This is a genomic window from Pseudomonas baltica (assembly GCF_014235765.1).
GTDB classification, from domain to species: Bacteria; Pseudomonadota; Gammaproteobacteria; order Pseudomonadales; family Pseudomonadaceae; genus Aquipseudomonas; species Aquipseudomonas baltica.
Window position 1 is genome coordinate 77,965 of sequence record NZ_JACMYH010000008.1, and the last position, 26,284, is coordinate 104,248.

22 protein-coding genes and 1 pseudogene are annotated in these 26,284 nt (G+C 64.1%); 13 read left to right on the plus strand and 10 right to left on the minus strand.

Going from position 1 to position 26,284, the window contains the following annotated elements; all coding sequences use genetic code 11:
• Positions 1-75: 75 nt before the first annotated feature.
• The 8 genes from H7993_RS19245 (at position 76) to H7993_RS19280 (ending at position 8,074) form a co-directional block, all read left to right on the plus strand.
• Positions 76-240: a hypothetical protein gene (locus H7993_RS19245; protein ID WP_122477093.1), complete on the plus strand. Its 165-nt coding sequence runs from the start codon at positions 76-78 to the stop codon at positions 238-240.
• Between the two features lie 207 nt (positions 241-447).
• Positions 448-2,901: a pyrroloquinoline quinone biosynthesis protein PqqF gene (pqqF, locus tag H7993_RS19250; protein WP_185795353.1), complete on the plus strand. Its 2,454-nt coding sequence runs from the start codon at positions 448-450 to the stop codon at positions 2,899-2,901.
• A gap of 130 nt (positions 2,902-3,031) precedes the next feature.
• Positions 3,032-3,103 carry a pyrroloquinoline quinone precursor peptide PqqA gene (gene pqqA, locus H7993_RS19255; RefSeq protein ID WP_008365141.1) on the plus strand — a complete coding sequence of 24 codons (72 nt, stop codon included), beginning with the start codon at positions 3,032-3,034 and terminating at the stop codon, positions 3,101-3,103.
• Between the two features lie 79 nt (positions 3,104-3,182).
• Positions 3,183-4,094 (plus strand): pyrroloquinoline quinone biosynthesis protein PqqB, encoded by a 912-nt coding sequence (gene pqqB / locus H7993_RS19260; protein WP_122477090.1) that lies wholly within the window; start codon positions 3,183-3,185, stop codon positions 4,092-4,094.
• A gap of 28 nt (positions 4,095-4,122) precedes the next feature.
• Positions 4,123-4,875: a pyrroloquinoline-quinone synthase PqqC gene (gene pqqC / locus H7993_RS19265; RefSeq protein ID WP_122477088.1), complete on the plus strand. Its 753-nt coding sequence runs from the start codon at positions 4,123-4,125 to the stop codon at positions 4,873-4,875.
• Positions 4,872-5,165, plus strand: a complete 294-nt coding sequence (gene pqqD / locus H7993_RS19270; protein WP_122477086.1) for a pyrroloquinoline quinone biosynthesis peptide chaperone PqqD — start codon at positions 4,872-4,874, stop codon at positions 5,163-5,165. Before pqqC ends, pqqD begins: the two co-directional genes overlap by 4 nt.
• Positions 5,119-6,279, plus strand: a complete 1,161-nt coding sequence (pqqE, locus tag H7993_RS19275; RefSeq protein ID WP_185795354.1) for a pyrroloquinoline quinone biosynthesis protein PqqE — start codon at positions 5,119-5,121, stop codon at positions 6,277-6,279. The genes pqqD and pqqE overlap by 47 nt, the downstream gene beginning before the upstream one ends.
• Entirely contained in the window at positions 6,245-8,074 is a 1,830-nt protein-coding gene (locus H7993_RS19280; protein ID WP_185795355.1) for a S9 family peptidase, read from the plus strand. Before pqqE ends, H7993_RS19280 begins: the two co-directional genes overlap by 35 nt.
• A 48-nt stretch (positions 8,075-8,122) precedes the next feature.
• On the opposite strand, the gene H7993_RS19285 is transcribed toward H7993_RS19280, so the two are convergent.
• A complete protein-coding gene (locus H7993_RS19285) occupies positions 8,123-8,284 on the minus strand; it encodes a YqaE/Pmp3 family membrane protein (protein ID WP_122477081.1) in 162 nt (53 codons plus the stop codon).
• A gap of 79 nt (positions 8,285-8,363) precedes the next feature.
• Positions 8,364-9,635, minus strand: coding sequence for a lipid IV(A) 3-deoxy-D-manno-octulosonic acid transferase (gene waaA, locus H7993_RS19290; RefSeq protein ID WP_185795356.1), 1,272 nt, complete (start codon positions 9,633-9,635; stop codon positions 8,364-8,366).
• A gap of 145 nt (positions 9,636-9,780) precedes the next feature.
• Between waaA and H7993_RS19295 the strand changes: the two genes are divergently transcribed.
• Genes H7993_RS19295 through H7993_RS19310 form a run of 4 tightly spaced genes read left to right on the plus strand, consistent with a single transcriptional unit; the run spans position 9,781 to position 13,147 of the window.
• Positions 9,781-10,113, plus strand: a complete 333-nt coding sequence (locus tag H7993_RS19295; protein WP_122477078.1) for a DMT family transporter — start codon at positions 9,781-9,783, stop codon at positions 10,111-10,113.
• Positions 10,114-10,155: 42 nt separating this feature from the next.
• Entirely contained in the window at positions 10,156-11,331 is a 1,176-nt protein-coding gene (locus H7993_RS19300; RefSeq protein WP_185795357.1) for an NAD(P)/FAD-dependent oxidoreductase, read from the plus strand.
• Positions 11,328-12,140: an aldo/keto reductase gene (locus tag H7993_RS19305; RefSeq protein ID WP_185795358.1), complete on the plus strand. Its 813-nt coding sequence runs from the start codon at positions 11,328-11,330 to the stop codon at positions 12,138-12,140. Before H7993_RS19300 ends, H7993_RS19305 begins: the two co-directional genes overlap by 4 nt.
• Before the next feature lie 41 nt (positions 12,141-12,181).
• Entirely contained in the window at positions 12,182-13,147 is a 966-nt protein-coding gene (locus H7993_RS19310; RefSeq protein WP_185795359.1) for a metal ABC transporter ATPase, read from the plus strand.
• 515 nt (positions 13,148-13,662) lie between these two features.
• Here the strand turns inward: H7993_RS19310 and hldE are convergent.
• On the minus strand, positions 13,663-15,084 hold the full coding sequence (gene hldE / locus H7993_RS19315) for a bifunctional D-glycero-beta-D-manno-heptose-7-phosphate kinase/D-glycero-beta-D-manno-heptose 1-phosphate adenylyltransferase HldE (RefSeq protein ID WP_185795360.1): 1,422 nt from the start codon (positions 15,082-15,084) through the stop codon (positions 13,663-13,665).
• A gap of 473 nt (positions 15,085-15,557) precedes the next feature.
• Positions 15,558-17,366 (minus strand): lipid A export permease/ATP-binding protein MsbA, encoded by a 1,809-nt coding sequence (gene msbA / locus H7993_RS19320; RefSeq protein ID WP_185795361.1) that lies wholly within the window; start codon positions 17,364-17,366, stop codon positions 15,558-15,560.
• Positions 17,367-17,611: 245 nt separating this feature from the next.
• Here msbA and H7993_RS19325 point away from each other — a divergent pair, with 245 nt between their 5' ends.
• On the plus strand, positions 17,612-18,214 hold the full coding sequence (locus H7993_RS19325) for a lipopolysaccharide kinase InaA family protein (RefSeq protein ID WP_185795362.1): 603 nt from the start codon (positions 17,612-17,614) through the stop codon (positions 18,212-18,214).
• A gap of 165 nt (positions 18,215-18,379) precedes the next feature.
• Here the strand turns inward: H7993_RS19325 and H7993_RS19330 are convergent, their stop codons facing one another.
• The 6 genes and pseudogenes from H7993_RS19330 to H7993_RS19355 form a co-directional block, all read right to left on the minus strand.
• Entirely contained in the window at positions 18,380-19,333 is a 954-nt protein-coding gene (locus H7993_RS19330; RefSeq protein ID WP_185795366.1) for a glycosyltransferase family protein, read from the minus strand.
• 18 nt (positions 19,334-19,351) lie between these two features.
• Positions 19,352-20,755: a PIG-L family deacetylase gene (locus H7993_RS19335; protein ID WP_185795363.1), complete on the minus strand. Its 1,404-nt coding sequence runs from the start codon at positions 20,753-20,755 to the stop codon at positions 19,352-19,354.
• The gene (locus tag H7993_RS19340) at positions 20,752-21,648 is read right to left on the minus strand and encodes an antimicrobial resistance protein Mig-14 (RefSeq protein ID WP_185795367.1); all 897 of its coding nucleotides are present in this window, start codon (positions 21,646-21,648) and stop codon (positions 20,752-20,754) included. The genes H7993_RS19335 and H7993_RS19340 overlap by 4 nt, the downstream gene beginning before the upstream one ends.
• On the minus strand, positions 21,648-22,778 hold the full coding sequence (locus H7993_RS19345; RefSeq protein WP_185795364.1) for a glycosyltransferase: 1,131 nt from the start codon (positions 22,776-22,778) through the stop codon (positions 21,648-21,650). The genes H7993_RS19340 and H7993_RS19345 overlap by 1 nt, the downstream gene beginning before the upstream one ends.
• Complete coding sequence (locus H7993_RS19350; protein WP_185795365.1) at positions 22,762-24,519, minus strand: carbamoyltransferase family protein; 1,758 nt, start codon at positions 24,517-24,519, stop codon at positions 22,762-22,764. Before H7993_RS19350 ends, H7993_RS19345 begins: the two co-directional genes overlap by 17 nt.
• A 399-nt stretch (positions 24,520-24,918) precedes the next feature.
• Positions 24,919-26,284: pseudogene (locus tag H7993_RS19355) on the minus strand (hypothetical protein); the annotation flags it as partial.

Below are 26,284 nucleotides of genomic sequence, written 5' to 3' on the forward strand. Positions count from 1 at the left end.
GTCTTGCCCAGGCGCTCAGCGTAAGCGTTTCGCGCCGATGGGCTTTCGCATCATCTGCCCACTTCAGGAATTCCCATGACTGACCCACGCAACGTTGCCCACGACAAGAAAGTCCAGCAGGAAAAGAAGAACAACGGCGAAGAGATCGCACCCAACGCCGAACACGCGCCACAGCCAGGCATGAAGCCGGCGCTCAAGCACGATGACGAGCAGCAGGACGAGCAGGACGACAAGGCCTGAGCCAGGCGCCGACCTGAGCTGAAGATGGCCTCTGGCGGCGCTGACCCACGTCGGTGACCGCCAGATCGCTTGCCAAGATGCGAATTTCTCCGCAATCCGCGCAAAAGCCTGTTTTGCCTGGGCAATCCCCGCGCGAACGGCTCCCCCACCTACCCGCAAATCCGCTACGATGATTCCCTACAGCCTTACCGCTCAAAGGGAATTGACATGCCTCATCCTTCACTGCCGGCCGCAGAACACGTGGTGCTCGACAACGGCCTGCACGTGCGCCTGCATCATGAGCCGCGTCTCAAGCGTGCCGCCGCCTTCATGCGCGTCGCTGCGGGCAGCCATGACGTACCTGCCGCCTGGCCGGGCCTGGCACATTTCCTCGAACACCTGTTCTTTCTCGGCACCGAACGCCACAGTGGCGACCATGGCCTGATGGCCTTCGTGCAGAACCACGGCGGGCAGATCAACGCCAGCACGCGCGAGCGCTGCACCGACTATTTCTTCGAGGTCCCGGTGAGCGCCTTCGCCGGCGCCCTGGAGCGCCTGTGCGACATGCTCGGCCATCCGCGCATGACCCAGGCCGAGCAATTGCGCGAGCGCGAAGTGCTGCATGCCGAGTTCGTCGCCTGGTCGCGCGACCCCGAGGCACGCCACCAGCAATGGCTGACCAGTGCGCTGGACGCCGAGCATCCGTTGCGCGCGTTCCACGCCGGCAACCGCTACAGCCTGCCGGTGCCGCGCGACTCGTTCCAGCAGGACCTGCGCAGCTTCTACCGGCGCTTCTACCAGACCGGGCAGATGACCTTGTGCCTGGTGGGCCCGCAACCGCTGGAACAGCTGCGCGCCATGGCCGAAAAAGTGGCCGGTGCGCTGCGCCCCGGCGATACCGCCGAACAGCTCGCCCCGCCGCCGCTGGTAGGCACGCCGGGAGAGGCGGTCGAACGTGCGGACAGCAGCCGTTTCAACCTGCTGTTCGCCTGCGAAAACCTGCCCCGTGGTGCCACCCAGGCGCTGGAGTTCCTCGGCACCTGGCTGGGCGCCAGTCAGCACGGCGGGCTGCTGGCCGAGCTGCGCCGTCGGCAACTGGTGCAAAGCCTGGAGCTGAGCACCTTCTACAGCTTCGCCGACCAGGCATTGATCAATATCGAATTCAAGCTCACCCCGGCGGGCGAAACGGCCACGGCGCTGATCAGCCAACTGTGCTTCGACTGGCTAGAGTTCTTCCAGGCTCACGACGACTGGCAGGGCCTGCGCGAAGAATTCCGCCTGCTCAACGAGCGCCGTCTGCAGGTTGCCAGTGCCTTGGAGCTGGCCCGCCATCACAGTGACGAAACCCCGTGCGAGTTGAGCCGACAAGCCGTGCAGGCGCTGCGCGAGGTGCTCGAACAACTGCGCCCGGAACACCTGCTGCACCCGATGGAAGCCGGTCCGGAGCGCGACCTCGCCGGCCGCTGGCGGCTGCCGCCACGCAACCGCTTTCTGCGTCCGAGCCGGCGCCCGGATCACCCCGTGGCCGACCCACAAGGCCTGGCGTACTGGCACGGCGCTTCGGCGCACAGCCACGAAGCGGCGCTGCACCTGCGCTGGCGGGTCAATGCCTCGCGCCACCAGGGGTTGTTCCGCACCCTGCAGGACAGCTTGCGCAAACTCACCGAAGAAGCCCGCCAGGCCGGTGTGCAAATGGTCTTCAGCAGCCTGGGCGATGACTGGCAACTCAAGCTCAGTGGTGTGCAGGCGCCGATTCCGGCGCTGCTCGAACAGGCCCTGGAGCTGCTCGCCATACCCGCCCCGGAGGTCTGGCATCAGGCCGGGCAGGAACCGCCGAGCGCAACCCTGACCCCCATCAAGGAACTGCTCAAGCGCCTGCCCGACCACAGCCTGGGTTATTTCCACAGCCGTACCTCCGATGAAGACCTGCGCCCCCTGGCGCTGCAGAAGCTGTGGGGCGCGGCGCGCTGGGATGGCCTGGCGGTCGGCATGGACGACGGCGAACGCAGTGCGCTGAACAATGCGTTGCGCAAGATGCCCGGCACGGCCAGCCCGCATCTTGCGCAACCGCATCCGGCCCATTCGGGGCGCAGCTGGAGCCACGTGCCGTGCCAATCGAGCGAACATGCATTGCTGCTGTTCTGCCCGGTACCCAGCCAGAGCATTGCCGACGAAGCGGCCTGGCGCCTGCTCGCGCAGCTGTGCCAGACGCCGTTCTACCAGCGCCTGAGGGGCGAGCTGCAACTGGGCTACGCCGTGTTCAGCGGCCTGCGCCAGGTGGCGGGGCGCACCGGTCTGGTGTTCGGCGTTCAGTCGCCTCATGCACCGCTGGCCGATATTCTCGGCCATGTGCAGACCTTCATCGAAACCCTGCCAACGCTGGTCGAGGCCTGCAAGCCTGCGGCGCTGGACACCCAGCGCGAAGAACTGGCCAATCGTCACGAGCGCTCGCAAATGGACCTGCTGCCCCTGGCCGATCTGCTCTGGCAGGCTTGCCAGGCCGGCCATGGCGCCGACTATCTGGCTGCCCTGCAGCGGGCGGTGCGCGAGCTGCGCCCGAGCGATCTGCAACAGGCGGCGCAGCAACTGGCCAGCGGCACCGGTGGCTGGCTGTGCCTGGCCACAGGCCCTGCGGTGGAGCCTGCGTGGCTGCCGGCGCAGCGATCGTTACCAGGCAGGTAAGGGACTTTATCGAATAATTAACCGTAGGCGCCTATCTTATTTAGTAACATAGTCGCCCAAGGAGCATTGAACGTCCTACGGTCGGGGCGGACTAATGCTACAAGCCCATCAACCTAGAAGGAGATCTCTTATGTGGACCAAACCTGCTTACACTGATCTGCGCATCGGCTTCGAAGTCACCATGTACTTCGCAAGCCGCTAAGCTTCAGTTGCAACGCAACGCCTCGGCCAGTCACTGACCGGGGCGTTTTCTTTTCCAGGCTTGATGCTGCGAGTTCTCCATGTATATCCAGATTCTTGGCTCCGCCGCCGGCGGCGGCTTTCCCCAGTGGAACTGCAATTGCGCCAATTGCAGTGGCTTTCGCGACGGTAGCCTGCGCGCCCATGCGCGCACGCAGTCGTCCATTGCCCTGTCCGACGATGGGGTCAACTGGGTGCTGTGCAATGCCTCGCCGGACATTCGCGCACAACTGCAAGGTTTTGCGCCGATGCAGCCAGGCCGAGCCCTGCGCGATACCGGGATCCAGGCCATCGTGCTGCTCGACAGCCAGATCGACCACACCACCGGGCTGCTCAGCCTGCGCGAAGGCTGCCCGCATCAAGTCTGGTGTACCGACATGGTGCATCAGGACCTGAGCACCGGCTTTCCGTTGTTCAACATGCTCAGCCACTGGAATGGCGGGCTGGACTGGCAGCGCATCGAGCTTGAAGGCAGCTTCGTGATTCCGGCGTGCCCGCACCTGCGTTTCACCCCGCTGCCGCTGCGCAGTGCCGCCCCGCCCTACTCGCCCCACCGCTTCGACCCGCATCCGGGCGACAACCTGGGCTTGATCGTGGAAGACACGCGTACCGGTGGCACGCTGTTCTATGCGCCGGGCCTGGGCCAGGTCGACGACGCGTTGCTCGAACGCATGGCCGGCGCGGATTGTCTGTTGGTAGACGGCACCCTGTGGGACGACGATGAAATGCAGCGACGTGGCGTTGGCACCCGGACCGGACGTGAGATGGGTCACCTGGCGCAGAGCGGCCCCGGCGGCATGCTGGAAGTGCTGGAAGGCCTGCCGCGCCAGCGCAAGGTGCTGATCCACATCAACAATACCAACCCGATCCTGGACGAAGACTCGCCACAGCGCGTCGAACTGGCCAAGCGCGGTGTCGAAGTGGCGTTCGATGGGATGAGCATCGAGTTGTAGTGGCGCCCCATTCCCCAGGAGAACCGCAATGTCCGACACCCCCATGACCCCCGCCGAATTCGAGCAGGCCTTGCGTGCCAAGGGTGCGTATTACCACATCCACCACCCCTATCACGTGGCCATGTACGAAGGCCGCGCCAGCCGCGAGCAGATCCAGGGTTGGGTGGCCAACCGTTTCTACTATCAGGTCAACATCCCGCTCAAGGACGCAGCCATCCTGGCCAACTGCCCGGACCGCGAGATCCGTCGCGAGTGGATCCAGCGCCTGCTCGACCACGACGGTGCCCCCGGCGAAGACGGCGGCATCGAAGCCTGGCTGCGCCTGGGCCAGGCCGTGGGCCTGGATCCCGACCAGTTGCGCTCTCAGGAGCTGGTATTGCCTGGCGTACGTTTCGCCGTGGACGCCTACGTCAATTTCGCCCGCCGGGCCAACTGGCAGGAAGCGGCGAGCAGTTCGCTGACCGAGCTGTTCGCGCCGCAGATCCATCAGTCGCGCCTCGACAGCTGGCCAGCCCACTACCCGTGGATCGACCCGGCCGGCTACGAATACTTCCGCACGCGCCTGGGCCAGGCCCGGCGCGACGTGGAACATGGTCTGCACATCACCCTGCAGCACTACACCACGGTTGCGGGCCAGCAGCGTATGCTGGAAATCCTGCAGTTCAAGCTGGACATCCTGTGGAGCATGCTCGACGCCATGAGCATGGCCTACGAGCTGAACCGTCCGCCCTATCACAGCGTTACCGACCAGCGTGTCTGGCACAAGGGGATCGCCCTATGAGCTTCGATCGTCTACAAACCCCGCGCTGGCGCCAGGGCTACCGGTTCCAGTACGAGCCGGCGCAGAAAGGCCACGTGCTGCTGTACCCCGAGGGCATGATCAAGCTCAACGAAAGTGCCAGTGCCATTGGCGGCCTGATCGACGGCCAGCGCAGCGTGGCCGCGATCATCGCCGAGCTCGACGCGCAGTTCCCCGGTGTGCCCGAGTTGGCCATCGATATCGAGCAATTCATGGAGGTCGCCCGTGCACAGCACTGGATCGAACTTGCCCAGCCTGCCACCCACGCCTGAAGTCGGACTGCCGCTGTGGCTGCTGGCGGAACTGACCTACCGCTGCCCGCTGCAATGCCCGTACTGCTCCAACCCCCTGGACTTCGCCGCCCAGGGCAAGGAACTGAGCACCGAGCAGTGGTTCAAGGTGATGGCCGAAGCCCGCGAAATGGGCGCCGCGCAGATCGGTTTCTCCGGTGGCGAGCCGCTGGTGCGCCAGGATCTCGCGCAGCTGATCGGCGAAGCCCGGCGCCTGGGTTTCTACACCAACCTGATCACCTCAGGCATCGGCCTGACCGAACAGAAGATCGCCGACTTCAAGATCGCCGGCCTGGATCATATCCAGATCAGCTTTCAGGCCAGCGATGAGCAGGTCAACAACCTGCTGGCCGGCTCGAAGAAGGCCTTCGCGCAGAAGCTGGAAATGGCCCGAGCGGTGAAGGCCCACGGCTATCCGATGGTGCTGAACTTCGTTACCCACCGGCACAACATCGACAAGATCGACCGCATCATCGAGCTGTGCGTGGCCCTGGAGGCTGACTTCGTCGAACTCGCCACGTGCCAGTTCTACGGCTGGGCCGAGCTCAACCGTGCCGGCCTGTTGCCCACCCGTGAACAACTGGTGCGTGCCGAGCGCATCACCAATGAGTATCGCGCCAAGCTGGAAGCAGCCGGCAGCGCCTGCAAGCTGATTTTCGTCACGCCCGACTACTATGAAGAACGCCCCAAGGGCTGCATGAACGGCTGGGGCAGTATTTTCCTCACCGTCACGCCCGATGGCACCGCGCTGCCGTGCCACGGCGCGCGTCAGCTGCCGGTGGAGTTTCCCAACGTGCGCGATCACAGCCTGCAGCACATCTGGTATGACTCGTTCGGCTTCAACCGCTTTCGCGGCTATGCCTGGATGCCCGAGCCATGCCGCTCGTGCGACGAGAAAGAGAAGGACTTCGGTGGCTGTCGCTGCCAGGCTTTCATGCTGACCGGCGATGCCGCCAACGCCGACCCGGTGTGCAGCAAGTCGCCCCACCATGGCGTGATCCTGCGGGCTCGTGAAGAAGCGGAACACGCTACCCAGACGATCGAACAATTGGCCTCTCGCAATGACCGAAACTCACGCCTCATCGCCAAAGCATGACCGCTTCAGCGCCTCCCAGGCCGTAGCTGCCGGGACCGATTTCGCCGAACTTCGGGTCGGCCCTGCTGGCGTGTTCTGGAACGAGTTCCGTCCCCAGGATGGCGCCTGCCGCCTGTGGACCGAGCAGGACGGTGTGGCCGTTTGCCTGACGCCCGACGGTTACAGCGCGCGCAGCCGGGTCTACGAATACGGCGGCGGGTCGTTCTGCCTGGCGAACGACGAACTGGTGTTCGTCAACGAGGCCGACCAGCAGCTCTACCGTCAGCCGGTGACCGGCGGCCTGCCGCAACCGTTGAGCTTCGGCCAGAAGCGCTACGGGGGGCTGGAATATGCCGCAGGCCAAGTGCTGGCGGTGGAGGAAGACGGCGACACTCATCGCCTGGTGGCCATCGACCTGGCCAGCGAGCGTCACCGCGTGCTGGCCGAAGGTGCCGACTTCTACGCCTCGCCGGTGTTGAGCCCGGACGGCACCCGTCTGGCCTGGATCGAGTGGGACCGCCCGCATCAACCCTGGACCCAGACGCGGCTGATGTGCAGCGAACTGGCGGCCGTGGCGGAATGCGTGGCCAGCGGTTTCAGCCTGCAGCAGCCGCGCTTCGATGAACAGGGTCGGCTGTATTGCCTGTCCGATGCGAACGGCTTCTGGCAGCCGTGGGCAGAGGTCGACGACAACTGGGCGCCACTGCCCGCGGCGCTTGCCGATCATGCCGCGGCGCCTTGGCAACTGGGTGCCTGCACCTGGCTCCCGGCTGCCGATCAGGGCTATCTGGCGAGTTGGTTCGACGACGGTTTCGGCCGCCTGGGCCTGTGCGATGTACAGGGCCATTGCCTGGATTACAGTGGGGAGTTCACGCGGTTTCGCGCGTTGGCCATGGATGCCAACCACCTCTACGCCATCGCCGGTTCACCCTTGCAGCCTTCGGCCGTGATTGCCATCGACCGGCACGACCACAGCCTGCGCATCCTGGCGGGCGGGTATTCGCCGCTGCCGGCCGCGCAGGTCAGCCTACCGCAGCCGCTGAGCTACCCCAGCGGCGGTGAGCAGGCTCACGGCTTCTTCTATGCCGCGCAGAGTGACGAGCGCCATCCGCCATTGGTGGTGTTCATCCACGGCGGTCCGACCTCGGCGTGCTACCCGGTCTTCGACCCGCGCATCCAATACTGGACCCAGCGCGGTTTCGCCGTGGCCGACCTCAACTATCGCGGCAGCAGCAACCATGGCCGTGCCTACCGCCATGCCCTGCACTTGCGCTGGGGCGAAACCGACGTGCAGGACGCCTGCGCCGTGGTCGACTATCTGGCCATGCAAGGCCGCATCGATGCGCAACGCGCGTTCGTACGCGGTGGCAGCGCGGGCGGCTATACCGTGCTGTGTGCACTGGCGTTCGCCAAGGTGTTCCGGGCCGGCGCCAGCCTGTACGGCGTGAGCGATCCGGCCGCGTTGGGGCGCGTCACCCACAAGTTCGAAAACGACTACCTGGACTGGCTGATCGGCGACCCGGACAGCGACCGACAGCGCTACGAAGAGCGCACTCCGCTGCTGCACGCCGATCGAATCACAGCCCCGGTGATTTTCTTTCAGGGAGAGTTGGATGTAGTGGTGGTGCCGCAGCAGACTCGTGACATGGTCGCCGCGTTGCAGGCGGGAGGTGTGCCGGTGGAAGCGCACTACTATGACGAGGAACGGCACGGCTTTCGCAATGCAGCCAACCTGGCCCATGCTTTGGAGCATGAATGGCGCTTCTACCTGAAGGTCATGCAGGAGGACGACCGCGGGCTATCCGATCTGCTTTGAACGGGTACCGGTGCGGTCGTCAGGCAGACGAGCGCACCGGCAGCGGCATTACCTTCTGCTGGCGATGATGTACACCGCGTGGATGATGCCGGGAATGTAGCCCAGCAGCGTCAGCAGGATGTTCAGCCAGAACGCGCCGGCGAATCCGACTTGCATGAACACGCCGACTGGCGGCAGAAGAATGGCAAAAATGATACGAATGATGTCCATGGCGCGGCTCCTAGAGGTCGATGCATAACAGACCTCGGGCGATCCCCGGCGTTCCACACGCGCCTGTATCACCCAAGCCCTAGAGCTGGGCGTCGAGGCCATCGAGCAGCCGCTTCAATGCACCCTGGTTGGCTCGCATCACGTCCAGCCCAGCCTGCCCGCTGCGCAACGCTTCGCGGGGCAGCTCCAGCCACCGCCGCAGCGCCGTTGCCAAGCCTTGCGCGTCGTCGACTTCGACCAGCGCCCCGGCCTCGCGCAGCATCGCGCCTATTTCGAGAAAGTTGAACATGTGCGGCCCGCTCAACACCGGCTTGGCCAGTGCTGCCGGTTCCAGCGGGTTGTGCCCACCGTTCTCCACCAGGCTGCCGCCAACGAAGGCAACGTCTGCCAGTGCATAGAGGAACAGCAGCTCGCCCATGGTATCGCCCAGCAACACCTGGGTGGTCGCCGTAACCGCTTGCTCGAGCGAACGCTGCACCGTACTGAACCCTTGCGCCTGGCACAGCCCGTGGACCGAAGCGAAACGCTCCTGGTGCCGCGGAACCAGAATCAGCAAGGCATCGGCATGGCTGGCCAGCAGTTGCCGATGGGCGGCCAATATCACCGCATCCTCACCTTCGTGGGTGCTGGCAGCGATCCACACTGGACGTTCCTGTGCCTGCCACTGCTCGCGCAACCGGGCTGCGCGCACGGGCACGGCCGGATCGACGCTGAGGTCGAACTTGATCGAGCCCGTCACCTGCACGCATTCCGGGCGTGCGCCCAAGTCCAGGAAGCGTTGCGCCTCGGTTGCAGTCTGCACCGCCAGCAAACTCATCTCGGCCAGCATCGGCGCGGTCAGGCCTTTGAAGCGGGCATAGCCTTTGGCCGAACGCGCGGAAAGCCGACCATTGGCCAACGCCACCGGGATGCCGCGGCGGGCGCACTGGTGAATATGATTGGGCCACAGTTCGGTTTCCATGATCACTGCCAGGCGCGGCCGCACGTGGTCGAGAAAGCGGCCGGACGCCCAGGGCAGATCGTACGGCAGGTAGCAGTGCTGGATACGTGGCTCGCCGGCGAACAGTGCCTGGATGCGCTCCGACCCGGTCGGGGTCATGCAGGTCACGGTGATCGGCAGCTCGGGGTGGCGCAGCAGCAACTGGCGAATCATCGGCGCTGCGGCAATGCTCTCGCCCACCGACACGGCGTGCACCCAGATGCCGCCCGGCTGCATCGCCGGCAGCCGGTAGGCGAAACGCTCGCCGAGGCGCTGCCCGTAGGCCGGTGCCTTGCGCGCGCGCAGCCATAGACGCACGGCCAGCAACGGCAGCCCCAGGTGAAACAGCAAGGTGTAGAGAGTTCTGTTCATGGCGGCGAAGTTTACTCAGGTCGCCGTGCTTGACCAAGCACCGGCAGACACCGCACGAACCGATTGACCGCTGACGGTTCGAAAGGGACCCACCCCCAGCGCTCGCGCATCACCTAGAATGCCTGCATCGAAAAGGAGCTCCACCATGAACGCCTATGTTTTTCTTGCCATCGCCATCTGCGCCGAAGTGATCGCCACCGTGTCCATGAAGGCAGTCAAGGGCCTGAGCACGCCACTGCCGCTGATCCTGGTGGTGGTCGGCTATGGCATCGCCTTCTGGATGCTGACCCTGGTAGTGCGCACCGTGCCGGTGGGCATCGCCTACGCCATCTGGGCCGGCATGGGCATCGTGCTGGTCAGCGTCGCCGCGCTGTTCATCTACGGGCAGAAGCTCGACCTGCCGGCCATGCTCGGCATGGCGTTGATCGTGCTGGGCGTGGTGGTGATCCAGCTGTTCTCGAAAACCACCGGGCACTGAGGCTGTATACTCCCCCGCCTGTCCAAGCCTGCGAGGTCTGCAATGCCGTCTGAACTGTCCACTGATATCGTCATCGTCGGCGCCGGTGTCGCCGGGCTCTGGCTCAACGCGCGGCTGCGCGCCCTGGGCTATTCGACGGTGCTGGTGGAGAACGCGCGCCTGGGCGGCGGGCAGACGTTCAAGGCCCAGGGGATCATTCACGGCGGCGCCAAATACGCCCTGCACGGCGCGCTAACCGGGGCGTCCGAAGCGATTGCCGACATGCCGCGGCGCTGGCGTGAAGCGCTGGCCGGTGATGGCGAACTCGATCTTTCCGGTGTGCGGCTGCTGTCCGAGGCGCACTACCTGTGGTCGCCGGGCACCCTGGCGGGCAACCTCACCAGCTTCTTCGCCAGCAAGGCCGTGCGCGGTCGGGTTGATCAGGTCAAGGGCGAGCAGTTGCCACCGGCGTTGCAGGACCGCGCCTTCAAGGGCAAGGTCTACCGTCTGGCCGAGCTGGTGGTCGACGTGCCCAGCCTGGTCGCGCGGCTGGCCGAGCTGGCCGGTGATGGGCTGCTGGCCGGCGAGCGCATCGAGCCTTTGTATGACCAGGGCCGGCTGGCTGGGCTGATCGTCGATGGCCGGGTGATTCGTGCCCAGCGCGTGGTGCTCAGTGCCGGCGAAGGCACCCAGGCCCTGTTGACCGCGCTGGGTATAGAACAACCGGCAATGCAGCGTCGGCCACTGCACATGGTCCTGGCCAAGGGCGCCAACCTGAAACCGTTGTATGCCCATTGCCTGGGCGGTGGACCGAAGCCGCGCATCACCGTCACCACCCATCCGGGGGCCGACGGCCAATGGGTCTGGTACCTGGGTGGCGAGATCGCCGAGGCCGAAGGTGTGGCCCGCGAACCGGCGCAGCAGATCGCCGCCGCGCAGAAGGAAATCGCGCACCTGTTGCCGTGGGTCGATCAAAGCCAGATGCGCTGGGCCACGTTGCGGGTCAATCGCGCCGAACCCGCGCAGTCGGGGCTGGTGCGCCCGGACAACGCCTTTCTGGCCGATCAGCCCGGTTTGCTGGTGGGCTGGCCGACCAAGCTGGCGCTGGCGCCCGACTTCGCCGACCGGGTCATCGGCGCCTTGCAGCGCGACGGCATTTCACCGCACACGCATGCGCCCCTGCCCGAACTGCCCAAGCCGGCCCTGGCCACACCTGTCTGGGATGAACTGCTGCCATGAGCCTGCCGACCCTGCACGATCTGCACCGCCCGCTGGGCGACACCGGCCTGCGGGTGTCTCCCCTGGGGCTGGGCACGGTGAAGTTGGGCCGCGACCAAGGGGTGAAATACCCCAGCGGCTTCACCATTCCCGACGATAGCGCAGCGCGCATGTTGCTCGACCAGGCGCGTCAGCTGGGCATCAACCTGATCGACACCGCGCCGGCCTATGGCATCAGCGAAGAGCGCTTGGGCCCGCTGCTGCGTGGCCAGCGTCAGCAGTGGGTCATCGTCAGCAAGGTGGGAGAAGAGTTCGAGGCCGGGCAGTCACGCTTCGATTTCAGCGCCGAGCACACACGGTTCTCGGTGGAGCGCAGCCTGAAACGCCTGGAAACAGACTTCATCGATCTGTTGCTGGTGCATTCGGACGGCAACGATCTGGAGATTCTCGAGGGCAGTGAGGTGTACCAGACGTTGGCGGCGCTGAAAGCCGAAGGCAAGATTCGTGGCTTCGGCTTTTCCGGCAAGACCGTTCAGGGCGGGCTGAAAGCCTTGGAAACCGGGGACTGCGCCATGGTCACCTACAACCTGAGCGAGCAGTCCGAGCGCCCGGTGCTCGACTACGCAGCTGCCCACGGCAAGGCCATCCTGGTGAAAAAGGCTTTGGCCAGCGGCCATGCCTGCCTGGCACCGGGGGTCGATCCGGTACGCGCCAGCTTCGAGCTGCTGTTCGCCCACCCTGGGGTCGCCAGTGCTATTGTCGGAACGATAAATCCGCTGCACCTGTCCCACAACGTAGCGACAGCCGCTGCCGTGCTACTCAGGAATTGACGCCGCCGACGCGGCCGACCCCGACGCAAGAAGGAGCCGTAATGCCGCGTACCCTGACACGAAAGAACCCTGGCAATTTCAAGACCCTGCCCCTTGCCGTCGAAGCCACGCCCGAAGCCCTGAGTTACGAAGCCGTGGGCATGCCCCTGAATTTCGCTCAGACCCTGGAACGGCGCAAACCGGTCGAGGTGAGTGACAGCGAACGCTTTCGCGTGGAGCTGGCCAACCTCGGCGTGTCGGTCCGGCTGACCTTGAACTGGCGTGGCCGCGACTACTGGGTGCTGGTGCGTCAACGCCGCGAAGACCGCGGCGATGTGGTGCTCAAGCTGATCTCCGGCTATGTGCCGGCCCATGAGGTGAATCTGCCGCTGCACACGGCCATTCAGGAAATCGCCGAGGAGTGTCTGCTGGAGACTTCGGAAGGCTGGCTGGGCGGGCGTTTCAACGACACCTGGCTGCCGACGCCGTATGACCAGGTGCTGCGCTATCACGAGCCCCTGCCCTTTCGCTTGAGCACCCGTTCCGGCGCGGCGCGCCCGGTGCGCTGTGGCAGCCTGAACCTGATCGAGCGGCCCCGGGCCTACGTGCACGTGCCGACGGCTTCGTTGCAGTTGGTCTACGACCTGCGTCTGGAGGTGCCGCCCCAGGCCAAGGGGCTCAGCCTGTTCCATGTGGAGGAACGCCTGGAGAAAGGAGAGCTGATCACCCGCCTGAGCCGGAGCAGGCCCGACCTGTACCTGATCCCGCTGAAGGACGGTCAACCGGTCGCCGAGCTGTACACCCTGAAGAAGGACAAGCTGCACGCCGCAGGCACACGGGGCGTTTACCTGGCCGAGAGTTTCGCTGCGCAAGAAGGTTGGTTGGTCCGCGACGAACGTGTGCGCTGGCGCGACTGGGTGGCGGAAAAAGGCCTGGCCATCCCGAAGAAGCCGCGTACCAGCCTGCAAAAATTCAAGGTCAAGGCGCGGGTGCTGGTTCGCAAGGTACGCAGCGGTCTGCACAAGTAATCCCATTGCCCCTACCGAATACCGTCATGCGGTGTGCCTGGAAAACCGCAGTGCGGCCGGACGCGGCTTGCGCCGCTGCTACAGGGGGTGGGCGGTGGACGCAGGCTCTTCAGCAGCGGCGCAAGCCGCGTCGGCAGTGGACGCGGTCCCTGTAGCAGCGGCGCAAGCCGCGTCGGCGGTAGACGCGGTCCCTGTAGCAGCGGCGCAAGCCGCGTCGCCGGTAGACGCGGTCCCTGTAGCAGCGGCGCAAGCCGCGTCAGCGGTGGACGCGGTCCCTGTAGCAGCGGCGCAAGCCGCGTCGCCGGTAGACGCGGTCCCTGTAGCAGCGGAGCAAGCCGCGTCGGCGGTAGACGCGGTCCCTGGAGCAGCGGCGCAAGCCGCGTCAGCGATGGACGCGGTCCCTGTAGCAGCGGCGCAAGCCGCGTCAGCGGTGGACGCGGTCCCTGTAGCAGCGGCGCGAGCCGCGTCGGCGGTGGACACGGTGCATTTGCGGGAACGTGGTAAAACCTGACGCTTCAACGGCTGCGGATTTTCTCGACGATGGCGGTGGTCGAGCTGTTTTCCACCAGCCCCAGTACCTTTACCGTGCCGCCATAGGCAGCCACGATATCGGCACCCACCACTTGCTCCATCGAATAATCCCCCCCCTTCACCAGCACATCCGGGCGTACATGGGTCAGCAGGTTTTCCGGCGTACCTTCGGCAAAGCTGATCACCCAGTCCACCGCCCCCAGCCCGGCCAACACCGCCATGCGCCGGTCGACGCTGTTGATCGGCCGACCCGGCCCTTTCAGACGGCTTACCGAAGCGTCATCGTTGACCGCCACGATCAGCCGGTCACCCTGAGCGCGGGCCTGCTCCAGATACGTCACGTGGCCCGCATGGAGGATATCGAAGCAGCCATTGGTGAACACGATGCGCTCGTTGTGCGCCCGCGCATCGTCGATCGCCAGCAGCAACTGCTCGAGGCTCAACACGCCGCGTTCCGAACCTTCTTCGCGCTGGATGGCACGGCGCAGTTCAGGTGCGCTGATCGCCGCCGTACCCAGCTTGCCGACCACGATGCCCGCCGCCAGATTGGCCAGGGCCACTGCATGGGGCAACTCTTCGCCGGCGGCGATGGCCGCTGCCAGGGTGGAGATTACGGTGTCGCCGGCACCGGTCACGTCGAACACTTCACGGGCCCGGGCGGGCAGGTGCAGGGCTGGATGATCAGGGCGCAACAGGGTCATGCCGTGCTCGCCACGGGTCACCAGCAGTGCGCCCAGATCCAGCTCGCTCATCAGCGCGGCGCCTTTGGTCACCAGTTCTGCCTCATCGGCGCAACCGCCGACGATGGTTTCGAATTCGCTGAGGTTGGGCGTGATCAGGCTTGCGCCTCGATAGATCGAGAAATCCTTGCCCTTGGGGTCGGCCAGCACGGGAATGTTGCGCGCGCGCGCCGCCTGAATCAGCGCCTGATGGTTCTTCAGCGCGCCCTTGCCATAGTCCGACAGCACCAGCACCTTGACGCCTTCGAGCAACGCTTCGACTTCGTTGCCCAGCGCTACCGGGTCAGTGGCAAACGCTTCTTCGAAGTCGATGCGCAACAGTTGTTGATGGCGGCTCATGACCCGCAGCTTGACGATGGTCGGCTGGTGGGCAATGCGCTGGAACACCGCTGTGACGCCAGCAGCCTTCAAGCTGTTGCCCAGGCTGTCGGCGGCCTCGTCGGTACCGGTCACACCCACCAGGGAAGCCGGCGCACCCAGGGCGGCGATGTTCAACGCAACGTTGGCGGCACCACCAGGCCGATCCTCGATCTGTTCGACCTTGACCACCGGCACCGGTGCTTCCGGGGAGATGCGCGAAGTACCGCCATGCCAGTAACGGTCGAGCATGACATCGCCGACCACCAATACAGGGGCCGACTCGAATCGCGGCATGGATAACTTCATGGGCAACCCACATACAAAATGAACAGGGCGGCGATATTAACACGCAAGCACCCGATAGGCCCCCACCCCACCTCGGGAGCAGTGATCCCCGTAGGAGCGGCCAGTGGCCGCGAATGGGACGCCGCGTATCACCTGACACACCGCGCCGCCCATTCGCGGCCGATGACCGCTCCTACATGCGAGCAGTGATCCCCGTAGGAGCGGCCAGTGGCCGCGAAAGGCACGCCGCGGATCACCTGATACACCGCGCAGTCTGATTCGCGGCCGATGACCGCTCCTACATGCGAGCAGTGATCCCCGTAGGAGCGGCCAGTGGCCGCGAAGGGTGCGCCGCGGATCACCATGTGCGAGCGGCGATCCCCTGTAGGAGCGGTCAGTGGCCGCGAAGGGCCCGCCGCGGTTCACCCGACACACCGCGCTACCCATTCGCGGCCGATGACCGCTCCCACAAAGGGACCGCAATTACGGGGTACTCAGGTGATGTCGGTTTTCGCAGGTTCGTCCAGGCCCATGGCGTGCAACCTGGCGTAATAGCCGTTCTGCGCCAGCAACTGCGCGTGCGTGCCGCGCTCGACGATGCGGCCCTGGTCCATCACCAGAATCTGGTCGGCCTTTTCGATGGTCGACAGTCGGTGGGCGATCACCAAGGTGGTCCGCCCTTTCATCACATGGTCCAGCGCAGCCTGGATATGCCGCTCCGATTCGGTATCCAGCGCCGAGGTAGCTTCATCCAGAATCAGCACCGGGGCATTCTTGAGCAACGCCCGGGCGATCGCCAGGCGCTGGCGCTGGCCACCGGACAACAGCACGCCGTTCTCGCCCACCTGCGTGTCGAAACCTTCGGGCAGACGGTCGATGAACTCCTTGGCATAGGCATCGGCCGCCGCCGCCACCACGTCTTCGCGCGGCGCGCCGGCCAGGTCACCGTAGGCAATGTTGTTGGCCACGCTGTCGTTGAACAGTGTCACGCTCTGGGTCACCAGCGCGATATGGCGGCGCAGGTTGCGCAACTGGTAGTCGGCAATCTCCACGCCATCGAGCAACACCTCGCCTTGATTGTGATGATAGAAGCGCGGGATCAACCCGGCCAGGGTCGACTTGCCACTGCCCGAACGCCCCACCAGCGCAATCATCTGCCCCGGCTTGGCGGTGAAGTTGATGTCGCTGAGCACCTGGCGATCGGTGCCGGGGTAGGTGAAGTTCAGGTTGCGCACTTCCAGCGAACCGCCAACGCGCTCGCGCTCCACCGTGCCAGTGTCCAGCTCGGGGGCGACGTCCAGCTGCTCGAAGATGCTTTCGGCACCGGCCACGCCCTTCTGCACCGTGGAGCTTACTTCCGACAGCTGGCGGATCGGCTTGGGCAGCAAACCGGCTGCGGTGATGTAGGCCACCAGATCACCGGCCGTGGCATCGCCACGCATGTATAGCACCAGGAACATCAGCACGGCCATGGCGGTGTAGATCACCAGCTGCAACATCGGCGTGTAGATCGCGCCGGTCTTGGTCATGCGCAGTTGCTTGTCGGTGTTGCCCTGGCTGGCTTTGTCAAAGCGGTTCTGCTCGTAGCCTTCACCGCCGAAGCTGCGCACCACCCGATAGCCCTGGATGGTCTCGGATGCCACGTGGGTCACATCGCCCATGGCGACCTGAATCTTCTTGCTCTGCTTGCGGAATTTCTTGCTGGTGCTGCCGACCATGACGGCGATCAGCGGCAGAATGGCCAGCATGACCAGGGTCAGTTGCCAGTTCATCCAGATCAGGTAGATGAACAGGAACACCACCGTCAGGCCTTCGCGGATCACCACCTTGATGGCATCGGTCGCAGCGCCGGTCACCATGGTCACGTTGAAGGTGATGCGCGAAATCAGGTGGCCGGAGTTGTGCGTGTCGAAGTAGCGGTTGGGCAGTACCAGCAGCTTGTTGAACAGCTCCACGCGCAGGTCGTGGACCAGGCCCAGCGATACCTTGGCCAGGAAGTAGTTGCCCAGGTAGGAGCCCAGGCCCTGCCAGGCGGCGATCAGCACGATCAGTATGGGTACCGCCTGCAGCAGTTGCAGGTCGCGCAGGTAGGGCACGTTGGGGAACAGCACCGCTTCGGGATTGCTCAGACCGTCGACGAAATACTTGAGGATGCCGGCCAGCATGGGCTGGGTCGAGGCGAAGATCACGAAACCTATGATACTGATCAGGAACATGCCCACGTAGGGGCGAACGTAGCTGAGCAGTCGCAAATAGATTTTCAGGCTTGAATCCTGTTCCGCTGGGCGCGGTGAATCACTCATCGTCTAACTCACTGTTGGCGTAGAACGGGAATTTTATCACAGGGGGCCGATCGGGGATCGCGGTGCTGCAGCCAGACCGAGTCGCGCCCTTCGCGGGCAGAGCCCGCTCCCACAAGTACCGCGCAATCCCCCGTAGGAGCGGTCCGTGGCCGCGAAAGCCGCGCCGCGGTTCGGCCTGGCGGTAGAACATGCCGGCGCTTTTGGGCATCATGCCACCCGCCCTCTTCAATCAAGGCCTTATCACGATGCAATGCACCCGCCTTCCTCTGGCCGCTTTTGACACGCTGATCACCGGCGCCAAGGTGTTGGAAGCCGACAGCCATGGCGCGAAAGTGTACCTGCTCGCAGACGGCAAGATCCTGAAACTTTTCCGCCGCAAACGGCTGTTTTCCTCAGCCCTGCTGCGCCCGTATTCGGCGCGTTTCATCGCCAACGCCCAACGCCTGCAGCAACTGGGCGTGCCGACCTTGAAGGTGCTGCAGCATTACCGCTTGGACAAGCCCGGCATGACGGCGGTGTTGTACGAACCGCTACCAGGCAGGAACCTGCGCCAGTTGATGGACACCGCCGACTTCACCTGGCAACACAGCCTGGAGCCGCTGATCGCCATGATTCGCCGGTTGCATCGCTCAGGGGTGTATTTCCGCTCGCTGCACCTGGGCAATGTGATCGTCACGCCCGAAGGAGAGCTGGGCCTGATCGACATGGCCGACATGAGCTTCACCCGCGGGCCTTTGTCGAAGCGCTTGATCAAGCGCAACCTCGAGCATTTCTCCCGGTATCTGGAGCGCGAACAGTTGACCGCCTGCTTCCCCTTGGCCGAGCTCAACAAAGCCCTGCTCAAGTAGCACCGTGGACTGTCCCCCGTAGGAGCGGCCAGTGGCCGCGAAAGCCGCACCGCGGTTCGGACTGACACACCGCAGTGCCTGTTTCGCGGGCAGAGCCCGCTCCCACAAGTACAGCGCAATCCCCCGTAGGAGCGGCCAGTGGCCGCGAAAGCCGCACCGCCGTTGCTAGGACAAGGCCAACCGCAGGCGTTGCCACACCGTCAATGGCGGATGCGGGCGCAGCGGCGGCTGCATGGCCTGCACGATACGCGCGCCGATCCGGTCGAAACCGTATTCCCCCAGCACCAGCGCCTGCCCCGCCGCAGCGATGCGCTCGGCCAGCGCCGGCTCGCGGCGCAGCTGCGCCAGCTTGGCCTGCAAGCTCGCCACGCTGTCGTAAAGCACCACCGTGTGCATGTCCACGAACCCCAGCGCGCGGTTTTCCGCCTCGCCCTGATCGAAGGTGAGCAGCACACACCCACACGCCATGGCTTCGAAATTCTTGATCATGTACTCGCCCATGCCCACATCGGCACTGACGAAAAAACGGATGCGGTTCAGCGTATCGCCATACTCCTGGCCGCTGTTGGTCCGCGTCACCAGCAACGGCTCCACCTGGCCGATCGCATCGAGCATCTGCTTGCGGCCACTGTAGGCCACGCTCTTGGTGCTGCCCACGAAAGCCAGCTCGATATCGCGCTCGCGGGTCTGCGGCGTCAGCAGGGCCTGGTCATAGCCCTTGGGCACGAAATGGGCATCGAAGCCCTCGGCGCGCAAGCGTTCGCTGACCATGAACCCCGAACTGATCACCCGCACCCACGGCAGCTGCTGGTAGTGCGCGCTGAACTTGCCGGTGTACTTGCACGCGATGTAGTTCTGGTAGGCGTCATGCTCCAGGATGACCAGATTGGGCACCGAACGAATGAACGCCACCTGGCGAATCTCCTGCTTGAAGCGCAGGAAGAACAGAATGCGGTCGTACCGGGCAACGTCCACTTCGCGCTTGAAATACCCTTTCAGATCGCGCTGCTGCGCACTGTCCAACCAGCGCAGATCACACTCGCAATGCGCGGCAATGCCCTCATAGAGACGATCGAGAATGGCGCGCTGCTCTTTCTGCACCAGAAACAGTACTTTCATCATTGTGCTAACGGCACCTTATAAGTCTCTGCGCCAGAACAGTTCGTGGCGGCGCACCGCCTTGCGGAAAAATTCGTTTTCGCCCGTCGCCGGCCAACGTCGACCGGCCAGCAACCATTGCAGCCAACGCCGCACGCGACGCTTGAACGGCGCCGGCGGTTGCAGGTCGTGCATCATGCCCAGCGCCATGGCCTTGTCCATCTGCACCGCCGCACCCACCGGCAGGCTGTACGGCAGCAGCCGTTCACGGGCATCGAAAAACGGTGGCAGGGCCACGCCTTCGCCAGCACGGCCCATAGGCCAACGGTCGTTGTCATGCAAATGGTTGGCATAGCCGAGCAGGTAGCGTGGCTGGTGCGCCACCCCTTGCAACGCCTGCAGCACCGCTGCCTGCGCGCAGATGTGGTCCGGGTGCGGGTCGATGCTCGCGTGCGGCATCACCAGCACATCCGGCTGCGCCCGTTGCAGCAGCTCGCGCAGGTCGGCGAGCAGATTGTTCCAGGTCGGCGCGCCATCGGCATCGGCCGGCAGGGCGAAGGGATTGAGTTGGCGGAACGGACGGATGTCAGTCATGTCCGCCTCGCGCGAGCCACACGGCTGCTCGGGTGCCGCCTGCATCGCTGGCAGTTGCAGGCAGAAATACCCCAACTGCACGCACTGCTCGGCCGGCACCCCGGCCCAGCGCGGCACGGCCAGGCTGTCCCAGGCCCGCAGGCGCCCCTTCAAGCGAGCGGCGTCGGCCGGCGCCAGGCCCATCGCCTGATAGTGCTCGGCTTCGATCTCGCCTGCCGTCAAGGTCACGATCCAACTGCTCGCCGCGCGGCTGTACAAACCATAGGCCGCCAGCTCGGCATCGTCGGCATGGGGCGCAATGACCATGACCGTGTGCCGGGTGAAATCCGGATGCTGAAAGCGCCACAAGCGCGGCTCGCCAACGATGCGGCAGAACCGCCCGCGCAAGCGCAGGCGCCCGTGATTGAGCTCATCGGCAAAGCCGCTCAGATTCAGGTAGCGCAGGCCATCGACACCGCGCTCGAACGTCTGCCGGTCGCTCAGCTCACTTCCGAGCAACTGCACATACGGATCGAACAGACGCCCCAGCCATGACGCCTTCACATCCAGCGCCAGGATCAAGGTGTCAGCCGCCTCGACGCGCCCTGCAACCTGCAGCACCTCGCCATTCAGGCTGACCTTGGCCAGCTCCGCTTCGCTGTCGAAGCTGTAGGCGTAATCGTCGCCCGGCGAATAGAACAGATGGTCGGCAAACCACGCCTCATGGGCCACCCAGGCCAGCAACAACAGGGGCAGCGGCAACCACCAGGCAACCAGCACGCCGGCCAGCAGCATCGCCACCAGCCCGGCCAGCAGCACCCGACGCTTGTTGCGCCGGTGCCGGGCGAGCAACGCCTGTTTGCGGCTCATGCCTGGAACACCGGGACAGGGTTGCACCAGCGGTCCTTGTACTCGCGATCGGCCCGGCCGAACGAGAAACGCAGGGGTTTGTTCACCGCGCGGGCCTGCTCCCAGGCGCTCTGGGTATTGAGAAAACTGAGCACGCTGCCGGGGCTGAACGCGCGGCTCTCCGGATCCACCCCGCCATTGATGTACTCCACGCTGACCCAGTCTGGCGCCTCGACGCGGTACACCAGTTGAATGGCAACGGGTGCATCGCCCAGCAGCAGCACCGAGCCGATCATCAGCTCGCGCAGCAGGTCGATGACCTCGGCCATGCGCTCGGCGCCGGTCGCGGCAAAGCCCCAGCGGCGCTGGAACAGGTCACAGTAGATCGCTGCCAGCTCGGCGCTGGTGAATTCACTGACGGGCTTGGGCACGCCGCCGGCTTCTTCCAGCAGACGCAGTTCGCGGCGCTGGTTGTAGCGAAATTTCTTCGACAGGTCTTCGGGCGTGCGGGCCATGGCCAGGCTCTCGGCCTGCGCCTTCAAGCCGCTGAAACGCCCCTGGTTCAGCTCCGACAGATAACGCCCATGGTGGCGCAGCGGTGCCTGGGCATCGGCAGCCGCCGGCAAAATCAACTCGGCGTTGCCCAGATCGTACAGGCCCTTCTTGCCGGCCTGCTTGAGCACGTCCTTGGACAGCGCCAGGTAGCGCCCCCAGGTGGGTATCGCTGCGACCAGTTCGCCCGCCTGCTCCCACCCCAGGTAGCGCACCGGAATGCCGGCCAGCGCAGCCAGCCGCTCGACCACCAGCGGGTGCGTCGCCACACTGCCGCCGAACTGCGTCCAGGCCTGGGCATAGGTGGCCGCGTCCACAGTTTGCCAGCCCCGTTCGCGCACGCTCTGCAATCGGTTGAGCATCATGTGGCCGCCGTCAGTGCGGTGACCATCGGCAGTTGCCAGAAAGCCTTGCGCACCGCGCGGTCGCAGAAGCGCGTCTCGAGGCGTTCGGCCATGTGCGCTTCGCACTGCGCGCGCTGGTAGCGATCCATCCCGGCCATGTGTTCCAGGCCCTGCGCCAGGCGCTCGGCGTCGCCCAGCGGAAACAGGATACCGACGCCCTCGACGATCTCCGGTGCGCCACCGCAGGCCGTGGCCAGCAGCGGCACATTGGCCGCCATCGCTTCAAGCAGGACCATGCCGAACGGCTCGTGGTCGGAGCTCAGGGCGAACACGTCGAACGCCTTGAAATACAGCCGCGCCTGGGCCACCTGGCCAAGAAACCGCACGCGCTCGGCAATGCCCAGCTCCACGGCCAGGTCCTTGAGATTCTGTTCCAGGCGCCCAGAACCGATGATCACCAGCAGCGCTTCCTGAGGCAGTTTTGCCCAGGCCAAAGCGAAGCCGCGCAGCAAGGTAGCCTGGTCTTTATCCGGGTGCAGGCGACCGACGTTGCCGACGATCCAGGCATCGGGCGCCAGGCCCAGCGCCTGGCGGGCTTCGGCCGCAGGCAGCAATTGTTGCTGCAAGGTAAAGGTGTTCAAACGGTTGTACAGCGTGGCGATACGCTCGGGCGCCCAACCGGACAGGCAGCGGCGCATGTCGTCGCGCACCGCATCGGACACGCCCAGGAGGCTCAAGCGTTTGCGGAACAACTGCGCAAACACCCGGCGCGAACGACGCTGATAGTCGCCGAATGCATGGTGCACGCCGATCACCGGCAGCGAAGTGCCGAGCAGGGCAACATAGATAGGCTTGAACCGGTGCGCGATGCAGAAGGCGAATGTGCGCGCAGCAGTGATCTTGCGCAGCTCGCGAATGGCACCCAGCTTCAAGCCACGGATGTCCTTGGAACTGAACTCCATGAACAGCACTTCGTCGCTCTCGCAGCCAGCGGCCACCTGAGGATCAGCCGCACCGGTCAGAAACACGGTGGTCACCCGGTAGCCACGGCCCACGAACAGGCTGGCGTACTGACGGGCACAGTCGAGGAACGGCCCGTCATAGCCGTGGCAGAACTGCAGCACATGACGCTCAGTCGAGCGCGTCATAGGCTTGAGCACCCTCTTTGACCACCAGAATGTCTTCCATGACCAGGTACTCGAGGTCCGAGCCGTAGAACATGTTCAACGCATCGGTGGGCGAGCAGATCATCGGCTCGCCACGGCGGTTGAGCGAGGTGTTCAGCGACACGCCATTGCCGGTCAGCTCTTCGAGGGCTTTCATCATGTCGTAGTAGCGCGGGTTGTATTCGCGCTTGAGCACCTGGGCGCGCGAGGTGCCGTCTTCGTGGACCACTTCCGGCACGCGGGTCTTCCATTCCTCGGCCACCTCGAAGGTGAACGTCATGAACGGCGCCGGATGGTCGATCTTGATCATCTGCGGCGCGACGGTGTCGAGCATCGATGGGCAGAAAGGCCTCCAGCGCTCGCGGAACTTGATCTGGTGGTTGATGCGGTCGGCCACGCCCGGCACGCTCGGGCAACCGATGATCGAACGACCACCCAATGCGCGCGGGCCGAACTCCATGCGCCCCTGGAACCAGGCCACCGGGTTGCCGTCGACCATGATCTGCGCGATCTGCTTGGGCATGTTGCCCAGCATGCGCCCCTTGGGCTTGTTCGGATGACGCGCGCAGGCAGCGATCACGTCTTCGTTGGTGTAGGACGGGCCCAGGTACACGTGCTCCATCTTCTCCACCGGCACGCCGCGGGCATGGGACACGTAGGCCGCCGCCCCCACCGCCGTACCGGCGTCGCCGGAAGCCGGCTGCACGAACAGCTCCTTCACGTCCGGGCGGGTGATGATCTTCTGGTTCAGCTTGACGTTCAGCGCGCAGCCACCGGCGAAGGCCAGCTTGCCGGTCTGCTTGAGCACGTCGCCCAGGTAGTGGTCGATCATCTGCAGGGCGAGTTTTTCGAACAACGCCTGCATGCTGGCCGCGTAGTGGATGTACGGCTCGTCGGCGATGTCGCCTTCGCGCTTGGGGCCCAACCATTCGATCAGCTTGGGCGAGAAGTAGAAACCCTTGCCCTTCTCTTTATAGCGGCGCAGGCCGATAACGTTGGCGTAGTCGGTGTTGATCACCAGCTCGCCGTTCTCGAACGAAGCCAGGCGCGAGAAATCGTACTTGCTGGCGTCGCCATAGGGCGCCATGCCCATGACCTTGAACTCGCCGTCGAGCATCTCGAAGCCGAGGAATTCGGTGATCGCACCGTACAGGCCGCCCAACGAATCGGGGTCGAAGAACTCTTTGATCTTGTGGATCTTGCCGTTCTCGCCATAGCCAAAAAACGTGGTGGCGTACTCGCCCTTGCCGTCGATGCCGAGGATCGCGGTTTTTTCCTGGAAGCCCGAGCAGTGGTAGGCACTGGAGGCATGCGCCAGGTGGTGCTCGACCGGCTCGATCTTGATTTTCTTCGCGTCGAAGCCCAGTTGCTCGAGGCAGAAGACAATCTTGTTGCGGTAGCGCTTGTAGCGGCGGTTGCCCATCAGCAGCGCATCAAGGGCACGGTCCGGGGCGTACCAGTAGCGCTTGGCGTAGTGCCAACGCGCTTTGCCGAACAGGCTGATGGGGGCGAACGGAATGGCCACCACGTCAACGTCCGACGGCTTGATGCCGGCTTGCTCCAGGCAGAACTTGGCCGATTCGTAGGGCATGCGGTTCTTTGCATGTTTATCGCGCACGAAACGCTCTTCTTCGGCGGCGGCAATCAGCTTGCCGTCGATGTACAGCGCCGCGGAAGGGTCATGGCTAAGGGCGCCGGACAGGCCAAGAATCGTCAATGCCAAGGGTCTAGCCTCTTTGAGCGGAATGGGTGCGCGCGCGGTGATCGGGCACGGCGGGCGGCGAAAGGCGGGGATTATAGCGTAATAAGCGATGTCTCAACCAACACCCCCGCTAAAGGCGGTCGCGCAGCTTCAGCAAGCACTACCTGGCCTGCGCCAGGTAGCCGGATTGCAATAGTTCAGACAGATCGCCTTTGTAAAACTTGTCCATAAAGATGAGGGAGTATCGGCGCACAAGTCCAAGTGCGCCGATGAATCCTTCAGTACAGCCGTTTTTATACGTGAGTCGCAGGCAAGCATGCTCCGAATAAACCTATGCTGCCTTAGCTCTTGCCGGAACATGATATAGCTTGCCTTGATGGCACCATTGCATTCCAGTGGATGCACAGCGCCCGCCCCTGATCATTCCATGGTGATATTATCCAGTATGAGGGTTGCATCCCCAAGAGCAAAACCCACATAACCTATATAAGTGTTGGACGTGTATTCTATCCAGCCTGAGCCCTCTATAAAATAATCACGAGAGATGCCGCCACTAAGAGCATAATGATAGGCGATTCGCTTGCTCACGGAATAGCCAATCCTGACTTTGCGCGGCTGCCACGGTAGCCTTACCTGAATTCTCGCCCCATCAACACCAACCACCTCATGATATTTACCCTGTATGTACGGATGAGCTTGACTGGCGTTGGCAACTCGCCGAGTCCGTAGCTGATACGTCCATATTTCGCAATGCTCGCTGACGTAATCAGAGCTAAGATTACCCACTGGCACTTCTTCAAAATCAATAGGATCCGGCACTATTTCCACAACCTCTTCAATTTTCAGTGGAACCGGCTTCGACGTGCTGTAAAGGGCTCCGTCCGCTAACGCAACTTTATACTCGAACGCCACGGCCTTATTGGTACTCTTCAATACTTCTTGCTTGCTCACCGTAAAGTTCAAAAAAGTGGTCTTGTCCGGCACCCTTAGCGGGGCGGTTTGATGATGCGAGCCGTTTTGCCCATTGAACTCTACATACACCATTTGCCCTGCGTCCCGTCCACCATACGGAGGCACCTTCACTACTACGCCGCTGGCGGGAATGCTTTCCGGGTCCAGCGCCCCATCCACCGCTCCTACAATCGTTGGCGCAATCAAATTCAGATTCACAGTGGCCATGACAAACTCTCCTTCAGGAAACAAGATAGCGGACGCTTCGCTAGCGCCCCCGGTCAGATCAACTTTCAGTTCAAGGCGCAGCATCGAAGCGTTTTCCAGCCGCAGCATTTGAGGGCGTTCCAGCACTCGGCGAATGCCGGTTTCCACCTCGGCAGACTGCACCGTATAGGGCGTTGGCAAGCGCTCGGTGTAGGTGCTGCCATCGTCGCGAATGCCCTTGGCCAACAACCAGAACGTCTGCCCTGCAGCGATCAGCGGCCAGGGCTCGGCGAAGACCTGGGCATCGCCACTGAAGGTATTCAGATCCAACACTCCGTTACTAGCCTGCACTACTCTGGGTGGCTTGAAAGCCGTGGCCGGCAGATCCTGCACCCTCAATGCCAAGGCGGGGCTTGTCACACCAGACCCCCCATCCACCAGAATCACATTCGTCACCTCGACCGTCTTGCCCAGGCTGGCTGCAATCACACTGGCCGGAATCGGCGCGCGCACCTCACCAACGGTGGCCGGCACGTACGGAATGTCGAGGGTGCGGCCATCCGGCAATTGCCAGATCACGGCCAATACATCCCCCGGTTTCAAACGTGAATCGCGCAGCACCACCGTG

Coding starts and splice junctions, on each gene's coding strand:
- H7993_RS19345 (WP_185795364.1), bottom strand. CDS start 22,778: ATGACGCGCTCGACTGAGCGTCATGTGCTGCAGTTCTGCCACGGCTAT.
- H7993_RS19325 (WP_185795362.1), top strand. CDS start 17,612: ATGCAATGCACCCGCCTTCCTCTGGCCGCTTTTGACACGCTGATCACC.
- H7993_RS19335 (WP_185795363.1), bottom strand. CDS start 20,755: ATGAGCCGCAAACAGGCGTTGCTCGCCCGGCACCGGCGCAACAAGCGT.
- pqqC (WP_122477088.1), top strand. CDS start 4,123: ATGTCCGACACCCCCATGACCCCCGCCGAATTCGAGCAGGCCTTGCGT.
- msbA (WP_185795361.1), bottom strand. CDS start 17,366: ATGAGTGATTCACCGCGCCCAGCGGAACAGGATTCAAGCCTGAAAATC.
- H7993_RS19245 (WP_122477093.1), top strand. CDS start 76: ATGACTGACCCACGCAACGTTGCCCACGACAAGAAAGTCCAGCAGGAA.
- H7993_RS19280 (WP_185795355.1), top strand. CDS start 6,245: ATGACCGAAACTCACGCCTCATCGCCAAAGCATGACCGCTTCAGCGCC.
- pqqB (WP_122477090.1), top strand. CDS start 3,183: ATGTATATCCAGATTCTTGGCTCCGCCGCCGGCGGCGGCTTTCCCCAG.
- pqqD (WP_122477086.1), top strand. CDS start 4,872: ATGAGCTTCGATCGTCTACAAACCCCGCGCTGGCGCCAGGGCTACCGG.
- H7993_RS19340 (WP_185795367.1), bottom strand. CDS start 21,648: ATGCTCAACCGATTGCAGAGCGTGCGCGAACGGGGCTGGCAAACTGTG.
- H7993_RS19300 (WP_185795357.1), top strand. CDS start 10,156: ATGCCGTCTGAACTGTCCACTGATATCGTCATCGTCGGCGCCGGTGTC.
- pqqF (WP_185795353.1), top strand. CDS start 448: ATGCCTCATCCTTCACTGCCGGCCGCAGAACACGTGGTGCTCGACAAC.
- waaA (WP_185795356.1), bottom strand. CDS start 9,635: ATGAACAGAACTCTCTACACCTTGCTGTTTCACCTGGGGCTGCCGTTG.
- H7993_RS19330 (WP_185795366.1), bottom strand. CDS start 19,333: ATGAAAGTACTGTTTCTGGTGCAGAAAGAGCAGCGCGCCATTCTCGAT.
- H7993_RS19310 (WP_185795359.1), top strand. CDS start 12,182: ATGCCGCGTACCCTGACACGAAAGAACCCTGGCAATTTCAAGACCCTG.
- H7993_RS19305 (WP_185795358.1), top strand. CDS start 11,328: ATGAGCCTGCCGACCCTGCACGATCTGCACCGCCCGCTGGGCGACACC.
- H7993_RS19295 (WP_122477078.1), top strand. CDS start 9,781: ATGAACGCCTATGTTTTTCTTGCCATCGCCATCTGCGCCGAAGTGATC.
- hldE (WP_185795360.1), bottom strand. CDS start 15,084: ATGAAGTTATCCATGCCGCGATTCGAGTCGGCCCCTGTATTGGTGGTC.
- H7993_RS19285 (WP_122477081.1), bottom strand. CDS start 8,284: ATGGACATCATTCGTATCATTTTTGCCATTCTTCTGCCGCCAGTCGGC.